The 19,079-nt window shown below is 41.8% G+C and carries 15 protein-coding genes and 1 tRNA gene; 7 read left to right on the forward strand and 9 right to left on the reverse strand.

Annotation, left to right across the window (positions count from 1 at the left end):
• Positions 1-35: 35 nt before the first annotated feature.
• From FQ087_RS14160 to FQ087_RS14170, 3 genes are all read right to left on the reverse strand, one after another.
• On the reverse strand, positions 36-521 hold the full coding sequence (locus FQ087_RS14160) for an amidase domain-containing protein (protein ID WP_149581234.1): 486 nt from the start codon (positions 519-521) through the stop codon (positions 36-38).
• A gap of 260 nt (positions 522-781) precedes the next feature.
• Entirely contained in the window at positions 782-2,797 is a 2,016-nt protein-coding gene (locus FQ087_RS14165; RefSeq protein ID WP_149581235.1) for a Na+/H+ antiporter, read from the reverse strand.
• A gap of 406 nt (positions 2,798-3,203) precedes the next feature.
• Positions 3,204-3,276, reverse strand: a tRNA-Ala gene (locus FQ087_RS14170).
• A gap of 68 nt (positions 3,277-3,344) precedes the next feature.
• Here FQ087_RS14170 and FQ087_RS14175 point away from each other — a divergent pair.
• Together FQ087_RS14175 and FQ087_RS14180 are read left to right on the forward strand one after the other, a co-directional pair.
• Complete coding sequence (locus FQ087_RS14175) at positions 3,345-4,364, forward strand: DUF2804 domain-containing protein (RefSeq protein WP_149581236.1); 1,020 nt, start codon at positions 3,345-3,347, stop codon at positions 4,362-4,364.
• Between the two features lie 147 nt (positions 4,365-4,511).
• Positions 4,512-4,982 (forward strand): YusW family protein, encoded by a 471-nt coding sequence (locus tag FQ087_RS14180; protein WP_149581237.1) that lies wholly within the window; start codon positions 4,512-4,514, stop codon positions 4,980-4,982.
• 388 nt (positions 4,983-5,370) lie between these two features.
• On the opposite strand, the gene FQ087_RS14185 is transcribed toward FQ087_RS14180, so the two are convergent.
• Positions 5,371-7,200: an ABC transporter ATP-binding protein gene (locus tag FQ087_RS14185; RefSeq protein WP_149581238.1), complete on the reverse strand. Its 1,830-nt coding sequence runs from the start codon at positions 7,198-7,200 to the stop codon at positions 5,371-5,373.
• Positions 7,181-8,923, reverse strand: coding sequence for an ABC transporter ATP-binding protein (locus tag FQ087_RS14190; RefSeq protein ID WP_149581239.1), 1,743 nt, complete (start codon positions 8,921-8,923; stop codon positions 7,181-7,183). The genes FQ087_RS14185 and FQ087_RS14190 overlap by 20 nt, the downstream gene beginning before the upstream one ends.
• A gap of 433 nt (positions 8,924-9,356) precedes the next feature.
• Here FQ087_RS14190 and FQ087_RS14195 point away from each other — a divergent pair, with 433 nt between their 5' ends.
• The 4 genes from FQ087_RS14195 to FQ087_RS14210 are packed head-to-tail and all read left to right on the forward strand — an operon-like array spanning position 9,357 to position 12,036.
• Positions 9,357-9,722 carry a GntR family transcriptional regulator gene (locus FQ087_RS14195; protein WP_149581483.1) on the forward strand — a complete coding sequence of 122 codons (366 nt, stop codon included), beginning with the start codon at positions 9,357-9,359 and terminating at the stop codon, positions 9,720-9,722.
• Position 9,723: 1 nt separating this feature from the next.
• On the forward strand, positions 9,724-10,632 hold the full coding sequence (locus tag FQ087_RS14200) for an ATP-binding cassette domain-containing protein (RefSeq protein ID WP_149581240.1): 909 nt from the start codon (positions 9,724-9,726) through the stop codon (positions 10,630-10,632).
• Positions 10,604-11,353: a hypothetical protein gene (locus FQ087_RS14205; RefSeq protein WP_149581241.1), complete on the forward strand. Its 750-nt coding sequence runs from the start codon at positions 10,604-10,606 to the stop codon at positions 11,351-11,353. Before FQ087_RS14200 ends, FQ087_RS14205 begins: the two co-directional genes overlap by 29 nt.
• The gene (locus FQ087_RS14210) at positions 11,353-12,036 is read left to right on the forward strand and encodes an RTA1 domain-containing protein (protein ID WP_149581242.1); all 684 of its coding nucleotides are present in this window, start codon (positions 11,353-11,355) and stop codon (positions 12,034-12,036) included. The genes FQ087_RS14205 and FQ087_RS14210 overlap by 1 nt, the downstream gene beginning before the upstream one ends.
• Positions 12,037-12,153: 117 nt before the next feature.
• Here the strand turns inward: FQ087_RS14210 and FQ087_RS14215 are convergent, their stop codons facing one another.
• Positions 12,154-13,053 carry a DMT family transporter gene (locus FQ087_RS14215; RefSeq protein WP_149581243.1) on the reverse strand — a complete coding sequence of 300 codons (900 nt, stop codon included), beginning with the start codon at positions 13,051-13,053 and terminating at the stop codon, positions 12,154-12,156.
• A 135-nt stretch (positions 13,054-13,188) separates the two neighbouring features.
• On the opposite strand from FQ087_RS14215, the gene FQ087_RS14220 reads away from it, so the two are divergent.
• Positions 13,189-14,850: a putative bifunctional diguanylate cyclase/phosphodiesterase gene (locus tag FQ087_RS14220; RefSeq protein ID WP_149581244.1), complete on the forward strand. Its 1,662-nt coding sequence runs from the start codon at positions 13,189-13,191 to the stop codon at positions 14,848-14,850.
• A gap of 221 nt (positions 14,851-15,071) precedes the next feature.
• On the opposite strand, the gene FQ087_RS14225 is transcribed toward FQ087_RS14220, so the two are convergent.
• From FQ087_RS14225 to FQ087_RS14235, 3 genes are all read right to left on the reverse strand, one after another.
• Complete coding sequence (locus FQ087_RS14225) at positions 15,072-15,527, reverse strand: threonine/serine exporter family protein (RefSeq protein ID WP_149581245.1); 456 nt, start codon at positions 15,525-15,527, stop codon at positions 15,072-15,074.
• A 20-nt stretch (positions 15,528-15,547) separates the two neighbouring features.
• Positions 15,548-16,294, reverse strand: a complete 747-nt coding sequence (locus FQ087_RS14230) for a threonine/serine exporter family protein (RefSeq protein ID WP_149581246.1) — start codon at positions 16,292-16,294, stop codon at positions 15,548-15,550.
• Positions 16,295-16,633: 339 nt separating this feature from the next.
• Positions 16,634-18,781, reverse strand: a complete 2,148-nt coding sequence (locus FQ087_RS14235; RefSeq protein ID WP_149581247.1) for a beta-propeller domain-containing protein — start codon at positions 18,779-18,781, stop codon at positions 16,634-16,636.
• Positions 18,782-19,079 lie beyond the last annotated feature (298 nt).

Consider the following 19,079-nt stretch of genomic DNA (forward strand, 5'->3'; position numbering starts at 1 on the left):
CTGCTTTTTTACGATTACATGAGCAACCATAGTTATTATGAAAACTGGTCGTTGATTTTAAAAAATACATACTTTGCATTTGGTGAAAACATATACGAATCCTTGTATGCCCAGTGACGGTGCTGCGCATCGAACGTATGAGCATTAACGAGTGGCTCTGATCCATCTTTTGCGGTGACGATGGTAGAATGATCGTACCTACCATCACCTTCAAAATCATAGGAGATGACATCCCCGAGCCCTAGCTCTTGAGCTGTTGAAACTTGTTTTGCTGTCAATCCTTTTTTAGAACCCGCTAAATACCAACGCAATGAATGTGACACCGACCAACTAAAACTCCACGTCCCTCCACGCAGCCACCAGCCACTTTGACGGTTCGGATACCCATGCATCGGCGCCCCTCCAGCAAGCAAGCACTGTGAGATAAAGTTCGTACAATCCACATCGAAAGCAGGAAATGCCGGATTGCGACTATCCCACCACTGGTTTGCATAGCGAACTGCCGCTTCCCTATTGTACATTGTAAAATCCCTCCTTACGTCATCGTATGAAAAGGACAAAGTAGGAATGCATTTCTGAAGAATTGAAGCGCCTTTATTTAACCTAAAAAGTTCATTTTAATTTTAAAAAGCGCCAACCTTATGCAAGTAAATTGCATGGATTGGCGCTTTTTAGCTATTTCAATAAACTTCAAATGCCAAAGAATCAGTGATTCAGCACTTTTGATAAAACAATTTCCTCGCCTCTTTACTCATCACTTTCACCCTTAACGGTGGCATCATTATTCTACATATTCGTATAAAACAACACTTTCCAAATAATTCAAAAAACGTCGAAGTTCTTTCGCTCCTACCGTATTAATGGCACCGTCCTCGACCATTTCTGAAATCTCTTTCCTCTGTACTTCAATAGCATTCAAGCATAGAATCTCCTTTTGTTCGTCTAAAATGGATTGTTCCATTTTTACTTTATGACGCAATTCTTTTTTATTCAAAAGGCGTTTATAATAATAAATCATATTGTGTAGAACTTCTGGTTGATCACTAATAGAAGCTCGTTCTTCCAAGTCAGCCAATACTTTCTCGAACGTAAATAGTTGAACTGCATCTTCCATCTCTTCAGCTTGTTCTAATTCTCGGTCACTTAAGCGCCTACGTTTCCATTCTCTCAGTTCTTGATAGAACCGTTGACGAATAAAGCGATTCACCCCGCTAGTTACCGCCTCTTCACGAATTGAAACCGACTTTTCAATATTTTTTAACGTAACCGCCTTCACTTGATGAACACTCATATATTCCTTCGCATATTTGCGCTCCAGCATTAAGGAATGTAATCTTTCCGCCTTCAGTTGCTCGTCATATTCGCGTAGCTCTTCCTCGTTTTTATTTTTCGACTGTAGCATGTACAACATAAGTGTATATTCATTTAGTAACTCATAGACAATTGAAGCATTCTCTTCTGTTTTTTCCGAATTGATTTTCTGAATAGCGCCCATAATCATGCGCTGCTTTTCATTATTTAAATCTAAAACCGTTGTATGTGCGCTCGCTTCATCTCTACTTAGGATAGGCAGGAATATCGTTGCCATAATAAGTGTCAATAAAATAACGCCTGCCGCCAAAAAGATAATAAGTGAGCGCTCTGGGAATAAATCGTTCGTTGATGTGAAAAATGGAATCGATAATACACCGACCATTGTAATCGTTCCACGGACACCTACTAAACTCGTCATTAGACTTGTTTTTAATGATGGTTTTTCTGACACATTTTTTAATATATAAAAATCAAAGTAATTAATGCTATGCGACCACAAGAATCGTATACCAAGCACGACGAAACCTAATGCAAGGACATATCCTAACAACAACCAGTTACTCATCTGTTCATTTTCCAGTAATGAACGCATTGCAGATGGAAGTGTTAGTCCTAATAGCAAGAAAATCAAGCCATTTAATACGAATGCGATAATTGACCAAATATTATCCGTCAACACCTGTTCCTGCGCTCTAAAGTTTTCTATACGCTCTTTAACAAGTGCATGGATAATTCCCGCTGCTACAACTGCTATAACACCTGAAGCATGGAACACTTCCTCTGCAATGAAGAAAATAATAAATGGTGTTAAAACTTGTAGTAGTGAATGGAATACTACGTCGACAAACCCTCCTCTACGTAGAACATAGCGAAGCCAATTAATCGCAAGTCCAAGCCCGATACCAAGCAAAGCACCAACGATAAACATATACACAAAGTCTCCTGTAGCCTTTTGAACTGAAAAATAACCGGTTACAACCGCTAAAACAGCATAATTAAATGCAACCAGCCCTGAAGCATCATTGATTAAAGATTCCCCACGCACTAAATTCATAATATGAGTTGGAATATGAATACGTTTCGCAATGCCATTTACAGCAACTGGATCCGTTGGCGATAAAATTGCCGCAAGCGCAAATGCTGCAGCTAAAGGAATTGCTGGAATCATCCAATGCACAAACAATCCACCAAGTATCGTAGTTAAAAGCACTAAAATAATAGCATTCCCTAAAATGGATGCACGCATTTTCCACAATTCCTCTCGTGGAAAATGAGCGCCTTCATTGTATAAGAGTGGTGCTATAAACAGTAGGAGAAACCATTCTGTCTCCACTTCAATTGTAAAATCTTTAAAAGCCAACGCAAAAATGAGTCCCACAATAATTTGGATTAATGCGGTAGGTAATATTGTCACGTAATTACCAATAACGTTTGTCAGAAGCAATAAGACTAGCAACATCAAGATACTCGTTAATAATTCCATCCTGTTTTCTCCTCAACATTTTATCAATTCCAATAATCACGAACAAAGTTGTTATTTCTTTAAATGATGGGTATTTGTCAATATCGCTATGTATATTAAAATAAGGCATTCAATTGAATACGCTTTTGCGCTCGGGGATGCCTCCCGCCTAGTTTAAATAGGTATCATTTTTTCAACATATTAAGATAAAAGGAAACACAATACAATCATGTGTTTCCTTTTACTCTACCATGAAATTCAAAAAAACTGTTAGCTCCTAACCTGGTTTCCGAAGAACAAGGTTACCGTACAATCTTAATAATTAGATTAATTGCATGTTGCATTCCACTTTACTACTCGCTGCACGGAAGAAAATTTTGTGAAAAAAAAAGTGCCCAGATATACTGGACACCCTTCGAAACCTATATGGAGCATAGGGGGCTCGAACCCCTGACCTTCACACTGCCAGCGTGACACTCTCCCAGCTGAGCTAATGCCCCGTATCTTTGATATAATAAGAAGTATAGCAAGATGATTCGAAAAAGACAATAGGCAGGGGGAAGTCTATATGCAGCATGCAGAAAGAGAAATTACCGAACCCGTTGCGTTGTGTGACGACAAAGGGTTATTAAATCCAGAAGCAATCGGCTTCGCACGTCAGCCTTACATCCAGAGCAATCTCAAGAACCACTTCATGCGGAAGAAGAAGTGGAATTATTGGTGTGTGTACGGGGAAGATTTGTTATTTTCCGCAACGATTAGTCATCTCGATTATGCAGCTGTCTGCTTTGTCTATATTTTAAATTATGAAACACAACGATTTTATGAAAAGCAAATAACCATTCCATTTGGCCGCAATGTGAAGATGCCTGAAAACGTACTGGATGGCGTTAAATTCGTGAATGACAACCTGACTGTCCAAATCATACATATTCAAGGCGAAACCCATTTGTCCGTAACAATTCCAGATTTTGATAATGAAGTACTGCATGCTGATTTCCATATTGGTCATCCAGTTAACGATGAATCGTTGAATGTTGTTATACCTAGGAGTAGGGACATTTTCCAGTTCACATCTAAGCACCATTCATTACCGACATCCGGGTTCGTTAAAATTGGTGACAAACGGTTTGATTTCAATCCAGATTATAGTTTTGCTGTTCTAGATTATGGACGGGGTATCTGGCCGCGAAAAGCAGAATGGAACTGGGCGATGGCATCACAGCGTCAAGGTAGTCAGCGCATCGGACTTAATTTCGGCGGTAAATGGACGGATGGCACAGGGATGACCGAGAATGCGGTTTTCGTTAATGGTTTGATGACAAAGATTCACGAGGATGTTCTGTTTACATATGACACTAAAAACTTCATGTTACCTTGGAAAATCCGGACGAAGTTTTCGAATACTGTCAACATAACATTTACACCTTTTTTCGAACGTGTCTCAATAACAAATGTCCGTCTCGTAAGTACGGAAGTCCATCAGGTAGTCGGTTATTTCAATGGTACTGTACGCTTACATGATGGCTCCATTCTACAAATTCGTAACATGCTTGGCTCCTCTGAAGAACATATTGCGAAATGGTGACTAACACAATTGAATTTGCACATTATAATTACTTCTACTAGCCGGCTAAAATGCCGGTTTTTTTATTTGTATAATTATTTTGTTTAGAAAGTTAGTTTTTAGGCAAAATAATAGATAAGACAACAGATCCGAAAGGCAGTGAGTGTTTTGAGAAAATTGAATGCAGTAGGTACAATTGTGATTACAGGTGCATTGCTAATGGGTGGATGTGGCAACTTCGGGGAAAATGCCGATAAACCAAACCGTGAAGAAGCAGTAATTATTAATGAAGACGAGAAAGTAGGTGGATCCATCGAAACTGGTGATGGATATGGGTTTACATCATTCGATCTTGAAATTGATGTCGATGGCAAAGATGCAATTGATGCTGATTACGATGTAACCGAAAAAGCGGATGCCGATTATGAAAATAAACTAAAAAACATCAAGCTAAAAGATAATAAAGCTATGGATGAGCTTAACAAAATGTTTATAGAAATTCGTATTACAAAAGATACACCCAAACAAGAAGTAATTGATAACATTATTCAATGGTATGGGTTAGATACTTACTCGAAATTTGATCTTGAAGTTGACTTTGACGATGGTACTTTACTCGATATCGAAGACATAAAATAATAGCAATGGAAAAGGCTACAAGGACACATTGTCCTTGTAGCCTTTTTATTGTCCCATTTCTAAGCCGCTTACGCTTTTCTATACTGTCCAGACTCCAGCGGCCAAACGCTCGGGTCATGAGTCGTACCAGCTATGCGGCAGAGTACGCCACTTCGCCGGTTCGCCTTATGCCTGCCGCGTTTAGGCAGGCCGCTTACGCTTTTCTATGTTGTCCAGACTCCAGCGCCTAGCTCGCTGTGGAAAAGATGAAAGCACCATAAGCCTAAGGGCGGCTTCCGGTGCTTTCCCTTTTTCCTTCACAGGCCTACAGGATGTAGGTCATGCAGCCTTTGCCACAGGAAGTGGCGTACTTAGGCTGCATTCCTTTGAAATAGGCGCTTAGGCTTTTCTATACTTTCGATTCTAGTAGCATGTTGTAAAAAACACCTTGTCGTTCGATCAATTCCTCTTGGTTACCAAACTCTATTAGTTTCCCTTGCTCCATAACATAAACGGTATCGGCTTTCCGTACGGTGTTCAGTCTATGTGCAATAACAAAACTGGTCCTGCCTTCCATAAGGCGATCGAGTGCTTCTTGGATCTCCAGCTCAGTAACTGTATCGATGCTACTCGTGGCTTCATCAAGAAGGAGAATCACCGGGTCTGCAACGAGTGCTCTCGCAATTGACAGCAATTGCTTCTGCCCTTGTGAAATCTCTCCGCCATCAGCCGTCAATACAGTGTCATAGCCATCTTCCAACCGACTAATGAAACTATGGGCATTGGCCTGTTTTGCAGCCTTAAAGACTTCTTCGTCTGTGGCGTCAAGTTTTCCATAACGAATATTTTCAAGGACTGTCGCTTCGAAAAGAAATGGATCTTGCAATACAAATGCTGTCTGACTACGAAGCGTTTTCCGAGGCAACTTGCTAATCGGAATACCGTCGATATAGATTTCTCCTTTATCGACTTCATAGAACCTGGCAAGCAACTGCATAATCGTTGTCTTCCCTGCGCCCGTGGCCCCGACAAATGCCGCCGTTTCCCCCGCCTTCACACAAAATGATAAATCGTTAATTGTATAGCCGTCGGTTTCGACTGCATAACCGAAAGACACATTGCGGAATTCGACGTCCCCTTTGAGGATCATATCCGCATATTCTGTTGCCTCATCCTTCTCGACCGGTTCATCCATAATCTTAAAGACTCGCTCCGCTCCCGCAATTGCCGATAACACTGTGTTAAATTGGTTCGCAAGATCATTAAGCGGGCGTGTGAACTGACGCGCAAATTCCGAAAAAATGACGATTGTCCCGACCGTTACAACGCCGTCCCCTCTTAACGCAAGCAATCCACCCACTCCTGCAACGACTGCGAAACTCGCGTTATTTAACATGTTCATTACCTTGGGGATGAAACCAGAGTAGGTCAACGCCCAGAAACCGGTACGTCGAAGTCGGTCACTCTTCTGCGCAAATTCTTCCATTACACGTTCTTCCTGTGAGAATGCTTTGACAATGCGCTGGCCAGAAATCGTTTCTTCTATCATTCCATTTAGCTCGCCAACTGCTTGCTGCTGTTCTTTAAATAAAGGTCCCGTACGGCGCGTAATCCACCGAATCGCTACGAACATTACCGGCACAATGATCATCGTCAGTAGTGTCAATAGCGGGCTCAAGTAAAGCATGACCCCGAACGTCCCGGTCAGCGTCAAGATGCTCGAAAATACTTGGATGAAAGAAGAGTTCAGCGTTTGGCTAACGTTTTCAATATCGTTAGTAATTCGGCTCATCAGTTCACCGTGCTGCCTTTTATCAAAAAATGTGACTGGCAACTTTTGAAGATGAGCAAACAAGCTCGTCCGTAAGCGATAAACGGTTTGTTGTGCGATGCCAACCATCCAATAGTTTTGAAAATACATCGCAAGTGATAAGCCTATATAGATAGCGATAAGCAACCAGATATTACCGCCTAAACCCGTGAACTGCATCGGAATAATATAGTTGTCAATAATTTTGCCAATCATCAATGGGCCAAGTAGCGCCAGAATTGAGCTGACGAAAACAAGTGCGAGCACAGCAATGAGTAGGCCACGCTGTTCATCGACAAGTTGCCAAATCCGGTAAAGAACCGATTTCCAGTTACTTGCTCGCTCTTTTTTCTTCTTGCCGGTACCATTAATATCTTCCTTCGATAGAATCGGCTCGTAGCCGAACGGTTTACGAATTGCGCGTAACATCGGCCGCCACCTCCTCATCGGATTGGGATTCCGCAATTTTTTGATACAGTGTGGACTGCTCCATTAAGTCCTCATGTGTTCCATAACCGACAACTTGCCCTTCATCTAAAAGGAGGATTTTGTCAGCCCCTTGTGCGGTGCGGATTTTCTGTGTGACCACGAGCATTGTCGCTTCTTCCCTTTCAAGCGCATCCCATAGTGCCGTTTCAGTTTTCACGTCGAGCGCACTTGTACTGTCATCGAGTATCAAGATCGATGGTTTCCGAACGAGCGCCCGTGCAATGGATAATCGCTGTTTCTGACCACCCGATAAGTTGACACCTTTCTGTCCGACCCTTGTCCCATATTTTAGAGGGAACAGGTCAATCGATTCATGGATTTGTGCTTTTTTAGCAGCCTCTTCCAGTTCGTCGACATCCGCCTCCATATCGCCCCATGATAAGTTATCCAAAATCGATCCTGTGAATAAAATCGATTGCTGCGGTACGAGCCCGATTGTATCCCTCAAATCTTTCAACGGCCAGTCCTCTACTTCAGTTCCACTGACATAGATCTTCCCTTGTGTTTTTTCAAAAATACGGGGAATAAGATTGAGCAATGTAGATTTTCCAGATCCAGTTGCCCCCATAATGGCGAGCTTTTCTCCCGGTGAAACGTGGAATGACACGTTATCTAAAATCGGTTCCAACTTACCTGGATACATGAATGACACATTTTCAAATTGCAAATCGCCTTCATTACGCAACAATCCTGTACTTTCCGAACTATGGTTTTCCAAGTCTTCATTCGCAAGTAGAACTTCTTCCATCCGTTCAGAAGATGCTTTTGCACGCGAGAACGCCACAATGATGAATGAGAACATCGAGAATGCACCTGTCATGCGCATTGCATAGTTGACAATTGCCACTAGTTCTCCTACTTGTGCGCCGCCATCACGAACTTCAATGGCGCCAAACCATAGTACAGCCATCAAGCTGGCGTTCATAACAAACAACAGGACCGGCAAGATAAGTTCCATCATCCGCATCGCTTTCACAGTATCATTTCTTAATAGATCAGATACTTTTGAGAAGCGGCTCGCTTCATAAGCCCCGCGTAAAAATGCTTTAATAAGCCGTACAGCCTGTAAGTTTTCTTGAATGACACGGTTTACCCGGTCAAGCCTGTGCTGGACACGCGAAAAATAACTGACCCCTTTTTTCGCCATGAAATAAAGAAAAATCAGCAGAAATGGTGCACCAACCACAAGGAATAATGCCAGTTTCACATTAACGAAAAAGGCCATTATCAGACTTCCGATAACGAGCAGTGGTGCACGCATCATAATTCGAAGTCCCATAAACAGGACGTTTTGAGCCATAGAGACATCACTTGTCAAGCGTGTGATAAGTCCCGATGTCGGGAACCGAAGAAATGTCGCCATGGAAAACGCTTGTACTTGGCGAAACAATGCCTGTCGTAAATCAAATCCAAAACTTTGCGCCGCATGTGCAGCGAAGAATGAATTGATGGCCCCCGAAAAGAAAGCCACAAACGCCAGTGCCATCATAACGCTTCCCCATGTCCAAATAACAGCCTCATTCCCAGCCATGATGCCATCATCGATAATTTTAGCGATGAGCATCGGCTGAATTAGCTCTACAGATAATTCCAGTAACATAAGAAATAACGCAATTACGATCGGCCATTTGTATGGCAACGCATAAGAAAAAACTGTTTTCATCTTTTTGACCCCCAAAAAACTCTTTCGTTTCACGAATTACTTCTCGATAGAACTAATTATGCCATAGCTACCAAGTTGTGTATAGCCAATTCGACTGAATTGTAGGATATCTTGACGTGTATGATTCCGTCGAATACCACGTTAGCGCTTAAGGCTTCAGCTACCCCTGTAAGGCGCCTACGTTAGTTTATATACCGTTTTCAATTCTTCAATATATTATGTAACTACACGAATGTATTTGTAACTTCCAATAATTAATTGCAACTTTCAAATCCTAATTGCATCTCCAATATTTTTCTTACAATATGTAGCTTTCTCCTCCATCCTCATACCTCCGATATCCCTATAACGAGTTGTATTTAATTCCCAATTGGCGTATAGTACATCACAACAGTAATGTACTAATTTATTGGGGGTGACACCGGTGCTTAACATGGACGGCTCGAAACCAATTTACGTCCAAATTGCGGAATGGATTGAAACGGAAATAATTGATGGCACACTTTCACCCGATGAAAAAGTCTATTCACAATACCAACTTGCGGAACTCTTCACTATTAATCCAGCAACGGCAGGCAAAGGACTTACTTTGTTGCTTGAAGCGGAAGTCATCTACAAGCGACGTGGTCTTGGAATGTTTGTCGCGCCCGGTGCCAGTGGCAAGCTACTGGCTAAACGTAAAGAAGAAACTCTGCGGCGACTCATTAGGGAACTGCTCAATGAAGCTGTACTTCTTGGTGTCGACGATTCACATCTGCTCTCAATGATTGAAGCAGAGCGAGGAAAAAGGGGGAATTGAAATGACAGTAATTGAATTTAACGATGTGACGAAAACATATGGCAGACGTACAGTGTTGAATAAGATGAATTTCAGCATTCGACAGGGTGTTCTTACTGGAATCATTGGACGTAATGGTGTCGGTAAATCTACGTTGATGAAAATCGTTGTAGGACATATCCAAGCTACGTCTGGAGATGTCCACGTTTTTTCAGACAATCCATTCAATAGTTTGAAAGTGTCTGCGAATTCTATTCTTGTTGATGACTCAATGAGTTTTTCTGACAAACTGACGTTGAAGGATATTCTCAAAGAGGCGGGTCGTTTCTATCCGAACTGGGATGGACCACTTGCACAACGACTGTTCGATTATTTCAGCTTTCATCCAGATGCGCGCCAGATGGATCTTTCTAAAGGGAAGAAAAGTACATTCAATGCCATTATCGGTCTTGCCTCCCATTGTCCTTTAACGATTTTTGATGAACCGACAACCGGGATGGATACTGTTGTACGTAAAGACTTTTATCGTGCACTTCTAAAGGATTATATTGCCCATCCACGGACCATTTTAGTATCTAGCCATCACCTTGAGGAAATAGAAGACTTGCTTGAGGATATTCTTTTAATTCACAATGAAACCGCACTTTTTCACGGTCCTACAACGGTTTTACAAGGGATGTTCGTCAGCTTAATAGGGAAAAAGGACATACTTAGTGACTTTATCGCAGATAGAGAAATTTTTAGCAGCCAGATAAATGGTTCTTTCAGTGAAGTACTTGTCAAAAACACTTTCACTTCCGATGAAAAAAAACAGTTATACACACAGGGCATTCAACTAGTCCCTGTCTCCGCAGACGATGCATATGTTGCACTGACAACCGGGATAAAAGGAGGAATCGATCATGTATTTAACAGAACCCCAGCTGACTGATATCATAAAAAAACAATTCCTTCATAAATTGAATGCCTATACAGGTGTCTTTAGCTCACTTCTTGTTATGCAGCTGATTGGAATTTTTTTAGGTTTTGGAACCGGTAGTGGTGGATCCAGTAGTGGAGGTACACTGACAGTTGACTATAGTTTTTCAACCGGAGATATGCCGGTCTTCTTCACATTTCTCTGGGCATTTTCAATGGGTATCCTAGTAACAACGCTAGCTTATCGCAACGATGCTTTTTCGTTCATATCAAATCGGCTAAGCCACAATATATCTAGCTTCCTGTTTTTGCTGTTCGCGTCTGTCATCGCTGGTATCCTAGCAACCCTTGCAGGTTCAATCATTAAATTTATCACTTTACTTCAAAGTAACCCCATCTTTACCGAAACATCAGGACTGTTCATTTCTCCGACTGATTTTTTCCTCAGGGTCCTGACTTCGGTTCTTTACACCGGCCTGTTTGCAAGCTTAGGTTATGTAGTGGGGTCGTTCATCCAGCGCAGCAAATTTGTTCTCCCACTTCTCATAGTGGCAATCTTTGTGATTCCATTACTCCAGTTAAATATGGGCGGCCTAGACCTTATAGCAAAAATTGTTGCTTTCTTTGGTACTGAAACATCGTTACTACTTTTCCTTATGAAAATACTTGTAACAGTTGGCATACTGTTTGCCATTTCCATCACGGTTACAAATAAAACGGAGGTGAGAAAATAATGTCTGGTCTTTTATCTCTCATCTTTATAGCCTTAATTATCTGGTATTTCTTGCAAGGAAGAAAAAAACCAAACCGGCAAATAAATAAAAAATGGACGTATATGTTCCTGGCAATATATGCAGCCGTTTTAATCATTGCAACGATTGCCGCAGAACTAATTGACACTACTTCTTTAAATAGTCAACCGAAAGCAGAATCAAATGAACATCTTAATCGCCTAACGACTGCTATACAAAATGGGGATATCGGGTCCATTGATTCTTCCAACATTCTCAGCAAAAGAACGCAGAAGATAGGAAAAACACTACAAATGAATGCACAAGGCATTGACATTCATTCAACAATTATTGTAGAACGTAAAAATGAAAATGATGGATTGATTGAAGAAACACTCATTAAGCCTCTTCTTCTGGTGGGCGATTACGATTTCTCTGACCAACTTAAATACAAAATACCAGAATGGACTGCCGACTCGGTCACGTTCCTAGAACCACCCCTTACAGAAATAATCTATACCACTTATCAGGAAGCTTATTTGTTAAATCAATTCACAGACACATCTTGGCAAAAGAATAATTCTTACAACACTTCAGAGCGCCAGGTTGCTGTACATCTGCTAGTTCCAAAAGATTTGATCATCACCGCAGACGAAAATCTTTATATCAACTACATCAATGAATAACAAAAGCGTAAGACTCCTTTTAACCAGTCTAGGCACCGATCCATCTAGAAAAAATTATACTTTCTTACCTTTGAAAAGAAGGACCGGACCCCAAAGGGAACCGGTCCTTCTACTATTCTATGTTTTCACCTTACTACCTGCAATTGACAGCCAAGTCACCCCGATAAGCATGATTATCGCCCCTGTCAATTGCCACATTCCAAGTACCTGACCGAACCAGATTACGGAAATAACCATTGCTGTCAATGGTTCAAAGCTAGATAGTATGCTTACTTCCACTGGGGATATGTATTTCATGCTACTCATAAACAAGATGAAAGCAATGGTCCCTACTATAATGACAAGTAGGAGCATACCCGCTATAGTCCAATCTGCTAAATAGTCCATGTTGGTAACGACTGTCAATGGATTCGAAACAAAAAGCGTTATTCCCCCGATAATCATTCCCCAGCCGATTGATAGCAAAACCCCCCATTCTTGCATCAGCCGTACAGGATATAATGTGTAAAATGAAAACGCAAAACCTAGTGCAAGTCCCCATAAAACCGCAACTTTGCTCAGTGCAAAGCCAGAAAACGATCCATTAGTCAAAAGGAGAAGTAATCCTACTAGTGTCACGAACATTCCTAGTACCTGTACGATTGGCGGCCAGGTCTTTTGGGACGCCGTTACAAATATGATAATAAAAATCGGTGCTAGGAACTGAAATAATGTCGCAATAACTGCATTACTCGTATTAATGGACGCGACAAATGTGTATTGAACCCCGAGCATACCAATTACTCCGAACAGAAGGAGTTGGCGGGCCCATACTTTTTGCCGCCATGGAAGAGTGATGCGCTTCCCTTGTATCTTCAGCATAGCAAGCAAAAAAGAACCTGCGAGTAGGAGACGAACTGTTAGCATAAAAGAAACCGTCATCTCGCTGTGTAGCAACATCCATTCCATCATAGGACCCGTGGCCCCCCAAAGTACTGCACCCGAAATAATTAGAGCAATACCTTTTAATCTATCTATGACTTTCCACCCCCCAATTTGACTATTTATCTACAATTTCGGAAATTAACAATGATTTATCACTTTCATGATGTACAGACACGAGAACTTCATTATAATAGTAGTAGCATCCATATCCGGAAAGGGGACATTTATATGAAGCCAGATTATGGACAATTCGTGCCGGAACTGCCGGACATAATGAAAAGTCTCGAACAATTTTACATGGTTACTCGAACAGATAGTGAGGGTTCGATTATTTATACTAATAAAAATTTTTTAGACACAAGTAAATGGACACCTAAACGAGTGCTAGGAATGACATTTTGGCGAATGTTCCCAGATACTGATGCAGGCCAAGATCAGGCACATCTAATCTGGAAAAGTGTAACTATTGGGAAAACGTGGTTCGGTGCGGTTGAAAAAACAACACGCTCCGGTGAACCTTATTTTGTAAATATGATCGCTATTCCAATCATGCGATCAGGTGAAAAGCTATTTTCCGTTACTTTCCTCGAATTAGATATCACTGTCGACGTAAGTTTAAGGGACCAGCTACAACAAATCGCATTCATCGACTACGAAACCGGACTAATGAGCCGTTACAAGCTTGAAACAACCGTGGCAGAAATTATTGAAGAAGCAAAAAGTTTCTCATTTGTCTTCATTACTATTGACCACTTTTACACATTGAAAAATCTTCAGTCATCTGAATCGAAGATAGAACTTATTAATTCGTTTTCTAATAGGCTTAAGCGATATTTCCAGGACAATCTAATAGCTAGGGTCGGTGCAAATGAATTTATCGTCCTCACCGCCTTCGGTGATTGGTATGTACAAGGCCTGCTATTATTCCTGGAGCAGCAACCAATCTATATCGACAACATTGCTATTCCATTATCCATTAGCGGGGGCGTCGTCCGCTATCCTGAAGACCAAAAAACGTATAATCATCTTATGAAGGCTGCATTGACCGCTACAAAAGATGTTATCAAAAATGGTGGCGGCAAAATTGCTACACTATCAGCCGAATCACATAAAGTGCTAAATAGGCGAGCAATTATTGACCAAAAAATGTTATCTGCACTGAACCATAATAACTTGCAAGTCGTTTATCAACCACAGTTGGATATCGCTTCTGGCGAAGTGACGCTTTACGAAGCGCTCGTTCGATGGGAAGATAACGAGCTCGGTACTATTATGCCTGATGAGCTTATCCCTATTGCAGAAGAGAACGGTCACATCCATGAAATTGGAGCTTTCGTACTTGAAGAAGCCGCATCACTTGCCGCCCACTGGAATAGACAAGGCCGTCAAGTAGACATTTCAGTGAACACTTCCGTTCGCGAGTTCAGTAATACAAAGATGAAAGACAAAGTTTTAGAAATTCTCAAGGAGACAAAATGCCAAGCAAGTAGCATCCAATTAGAAATAACCGAGAAATTCGCTTTTCAAGCTGAAGAGGAAAGTTCAATCATCCTTCAGATGAAAGAACTTCAAGACGCAGGAATCGAGTTCATACTAGACGATTTCGGAACCGGTTATGCATCATTCCGTTATATGCAGCATCTACCGATTACAAAAGTAAAAATCGATAAGTTATTTACTAACTCTTTAACGACACAGCCGAAGACGCGTCAACTCGTCGAAGGAATGATACGTTTCAGCAAGTCGATGGGATTATACGTCGTAGCGGAGGGCGTCGAAACGAAAGAGCAGTATGACCTTCTCGTAAAGTTGGGAGCAGATGCCGTCCAAGGCTATTATATCGGCATGCCAGTAGCTTCAGACAAAATCCGATTTAAGGGTATAGATTAACGAAACGGAGTGGCTCTTACTAGGAGAACACTCCGTTTTTCATCTGACTAGGCTTCGGACGCCCCCCTCGGGTCATAAGCCATTTTGTTGCGGTGGCTGCAGGGATGCAGTGGGGAGGGATTGAACTTCATCCCTCCTTGTTGCGACAGGACGTCGCGCTCTTAGACTGCCTTCCTTTTCACTTATGCCTGTCGGGACTGAACCACGCCCTCCGGCTTTTCCTAAATCGTTTTCCCCCTCTTCCTTCCGATACCCGATCGAAAGATGAGCTGAATGATCACTTCCGCGAAAACAAGTCCCATAGCAATCGCCCCCGATACCATGAAAGCTCCAGATGCAAAAGAAATTGCCGTTAAATAATCTTTTTCAACGATATGCCGCATCGCATTATAAGCCATCCCCCCCGGCACAAGCGGAATGATTCCAGCAACGCTGAATATGATCATCGGCGTACGGAAACGCTTGGCAAATATATGCGCAACGAGCGCAACCATAAAAGCTCCTAGGAAAGAAGCTTGTACGGGATCACCCGACATTTCATTAAACACACTATAAATAAGCCAACCCGTCATCCCAACAAAACCACAATAAAATAACATTCTACGAGGGGCATTAAATATAATTCCGAACCCAGTAGCAGCAAGGAAACTGAGAATCGCTTGTATTATCCACGTCAAAACTCTAACCCCTTTTCAATTCAGAAAGATAAAACGAGTGCTACGCCAGCTCCGATTGCAAATGCCGTCAGAAAAGCTTCTGCGCCTTTTGACAAGCCAGACATAAAATGGCCCGCCATCAAATCTCGGACTGCATTCGTAATGAGGAGGCCAGGAACAAGCGGCATGACCGATCCGATGATGATTTTGTCCAGTTCAAATCCTAATCCGGTTTGTACTGCCGCAAACCCGATAAGCCCTATGAACAATGAGCCAACAAATTCCGCAAAAAACTTCACCCTTGTCAGCTCATGAATCTTTGTCACAATGACGTAACCGACACCTCCTGCAAATATTGCAGAAGGGACATCCCTCCAAAGACCTTCATATAAAATAAGAAAGCTACCGCTTGCAATGGCTGCGGCAAGGATTTGCAACCAGAGTGGAAACATAACATTCGCTTTTTCGATTTCTTGGAGCTTATTATACGCTTCTTCAAGTGTATATTCATTGGCAGACAGCTTACGTGAAACGTCATTAACGAGCGCAACTTTCTCAAGGTCCGTCGTCCGGTTCTTTATCCGGATCAGCTTCGTATGATGTGGACTGCCTGGTGAAAAAATAATACCTGTCGGCGTAACGAAACTATGAGTAGCGGATAGGTGCTGCGTTTCAGCCATTCGCGCCATTGTATCTTCTACCCGGTACGTCTCGGCTCCAGCTTCCATCATGAGACGTCCCGCGAGCAGACAGCAGTCTATTGCCAACTCTTTATCCATATTCGACATCTCGTGTCCTCCTTGCATAAGAAGAATGTAATTCAATCCCTCTCACTAGAGAAATAAAACTCAATTTCCCTCTAGTAAATAATCTTATCGTTGCAGACGCTAAATGACAATGAACAAGTTGAGATATACTTTTTTCCATTTAGAAAAGTGGAATGCGCCTAAAAGGATCGGAGCTTAAGTGCGCCACTTCCTGTCGCAGTCTTTACCACATTAGCCGGGACGTCTTATGATCCGATTTCCTAGGCGCGGAACTAAACACTATTCCATGTTGCAAAACTTATCCTTATCTCAAAATGAATGGTCCAGCATTAAGCTGGACCATTCAGTAACGTTTCACATCTAATTGATTTTCAAACTATCAATTGGTGCGTACGTATCAAGCGAGTAAGTATTGATTTCCTTCATTGAAACTGTATACAAAATGTCTTTACTATAAAGCATACGCTGAATTTCTCTTTCCCAATCCCCGTATTGTTCTCCGTGACTTTTCGCTCTCAGTAAATCCCCTTTCAGGACAATACCATTTTCTGGTGTAATTTCGTAGACGAGTGCACCGGAGCTTTGGAAATCTATGTTATGATTTCCCCCTATTTCATCATAAATGGATACTGGGAAACCATATAAATTTCGTTCTTTATGCTGAAACAACGCCTTATGATTATGTTGAACCTGCGAGTATGTTCCACGCCCGCCAATGATTTCTGTGTCCTTCTCTTTTGGATTATTAAAGTCAGTTACGTCGAACAAGGAAACCTTCATACCCATAGTCAAAATGAGCGGCTCTCCCCCTTGTGGATTTTTCTCCGCAACTGTTTCATAGCCAAAACCAATGAGATGGTTTTCGTCAAGCGGATGCAAGTAGTTACTGAAGCCTGGAATCTTTAGTTCTCCAAGAACTTTAGGGGCAGTTGGATCGGCCACATCGATTACAAACAGTGGATCCGTTTCCCTGAACGTCACCATATAAGCCTTATCCCCCATGAAACGTGCAGAGTAGATACGCTCCCCTTTCGCAAGACCTTCAACTGAACCGGTAATATCAAGGTTTTCATTCAATATGAAGAGATGATTTTTAGATGGCTTTTTATCATCCCACATATTCCCTTCTGTCGTAACGACACGGAAATAACCATTGTGTTCATCCATCGAAAACTGGTTGAGTAAATGTCCTTTCAACGTAGTTGAATTTTCAAATGTGACGTTTGTCTTGTTCAATGTGAACTTGAATAATTCACTGTTTGCAATGGCTGGATTCCAGCTCGTTTTATGAGAAGTAGAGGCGTTCGTTTCGTAAATTGTCGCTGTAAGATACAGATTTTCTTTGGACATATAAAGTTGCTCACTGCCGCCAAGATAACCCTTTGTCACGACCTTACCTTCTGCGGGTGAAGAAAGATCGATAGCAGTAATAACAGAATATGATGGTTCCATCGCTCCTGGTAAAATCGCGATGTCTCTATAGTCTAAGAGCTTCGATTCTTTACCTTGGGCGGAGTCATAAGCTTGCGGACGGAGTAAGTCTCCTTCGAAATTCTCCATACCCCAAAAATCTGGCCAAACGTTCGTTACAAAGTACAGCATATCTCCTGTTTTTCGCGCACCGTTTAAATAGCCTTCAGCACCTATCTCCCGTAAGAGTTTGGGACTTTTCGGATTCGACACAGTATACATGCGAACTGTTGTCATTCCGTTCATCGGTCTGCTGATTCTTGCCTCAGTATTCCCCTCACTTTGGTAATGTTCATATTTCTCACCAAAAACAATTAGCATGTCTCCATGAAGAATTAGCTGGGAAGGATAAAATTCTTCTTCCATCTTTATCGTTGATAGTTTTTTGATTTCCTGCGGATTACGAATATCAGTAACTGTGACTTGATTACTACCCACAACAGCGTAAATGTAGTTGCCGTCCGTCTTTACAATATCGGCTTCGTCGACCCCTTCAACTTGGTTGTTCGTTGTCGAATGATCCCCACTTTCGCCTTGAGCGGATACAGCTGTTTCGGACTTGGATTTATCTGAGCTTTCCATTTCGACAAATTCTTGGCGATCTGCCTGTTGCATGGACTTAGCCCGTTCGAAATAGGCTTTTAACTCCTTTGCAGATGTGACGGATTCGATTGTTTCATGGACAGTGAAATTAATTTCATCGACTGGAAGAGATTTCAATACTTTACCATTGAACGCATTTTTCTCGACGTGTAGTGTATATGAACCAGGCGCTAGGCTCTTCACATCCAGGGTTTTACCTGCATCTTGAAGTGTGAGGTCTGCGGTTATCCTCTTTCCATTTCGATCGGTAACATAGAGATCATCCGATCCAATTGCATCTTTTTTCAATGGCGTAGAGAAGTTAGCTTGCCACCCTTGTTTGGAAAGTGCAATATCGGTAGCTGTGACAGTTACTTTGTCGATGACTAGTGCAAAAGAAATTGCAACCATGGTAATAAGTGCCGTAACAAATAGCCAAATAACTTTTTTTCTCAATTTGATCAACCCTTTCCTTTTTTTCGTTAGTTACACCATTAGACTCTGATAGGAAGATTTCGTTTCACTAAACTGAAAAATTTATTCGTTGTGGTCTAGGATAGAATGCATGTTGTTTACTCTTGATAAAACAATGCTTACTTTCTCGGAAACAGTGTCTAGTCTGAGTGGCGCGAGCTAGACACTAGGCCATATTAAAAACTTAAACTTTCTTACCTATCAAAAACGTGTCACTTTAACAATCCATTGTGAAGGCGACTCGTTTTGATCCCGCATTACCGGACAGTAAAAAAAAACC

The organism is Sporosarcina sp. ANT_H38, assembly GCF_008369195.1.
Taxonomy (GTDB): Bacteria; Bacillota; Bacilli; order Bacillales_A; family Planococcaceae; genus Sporosarcina.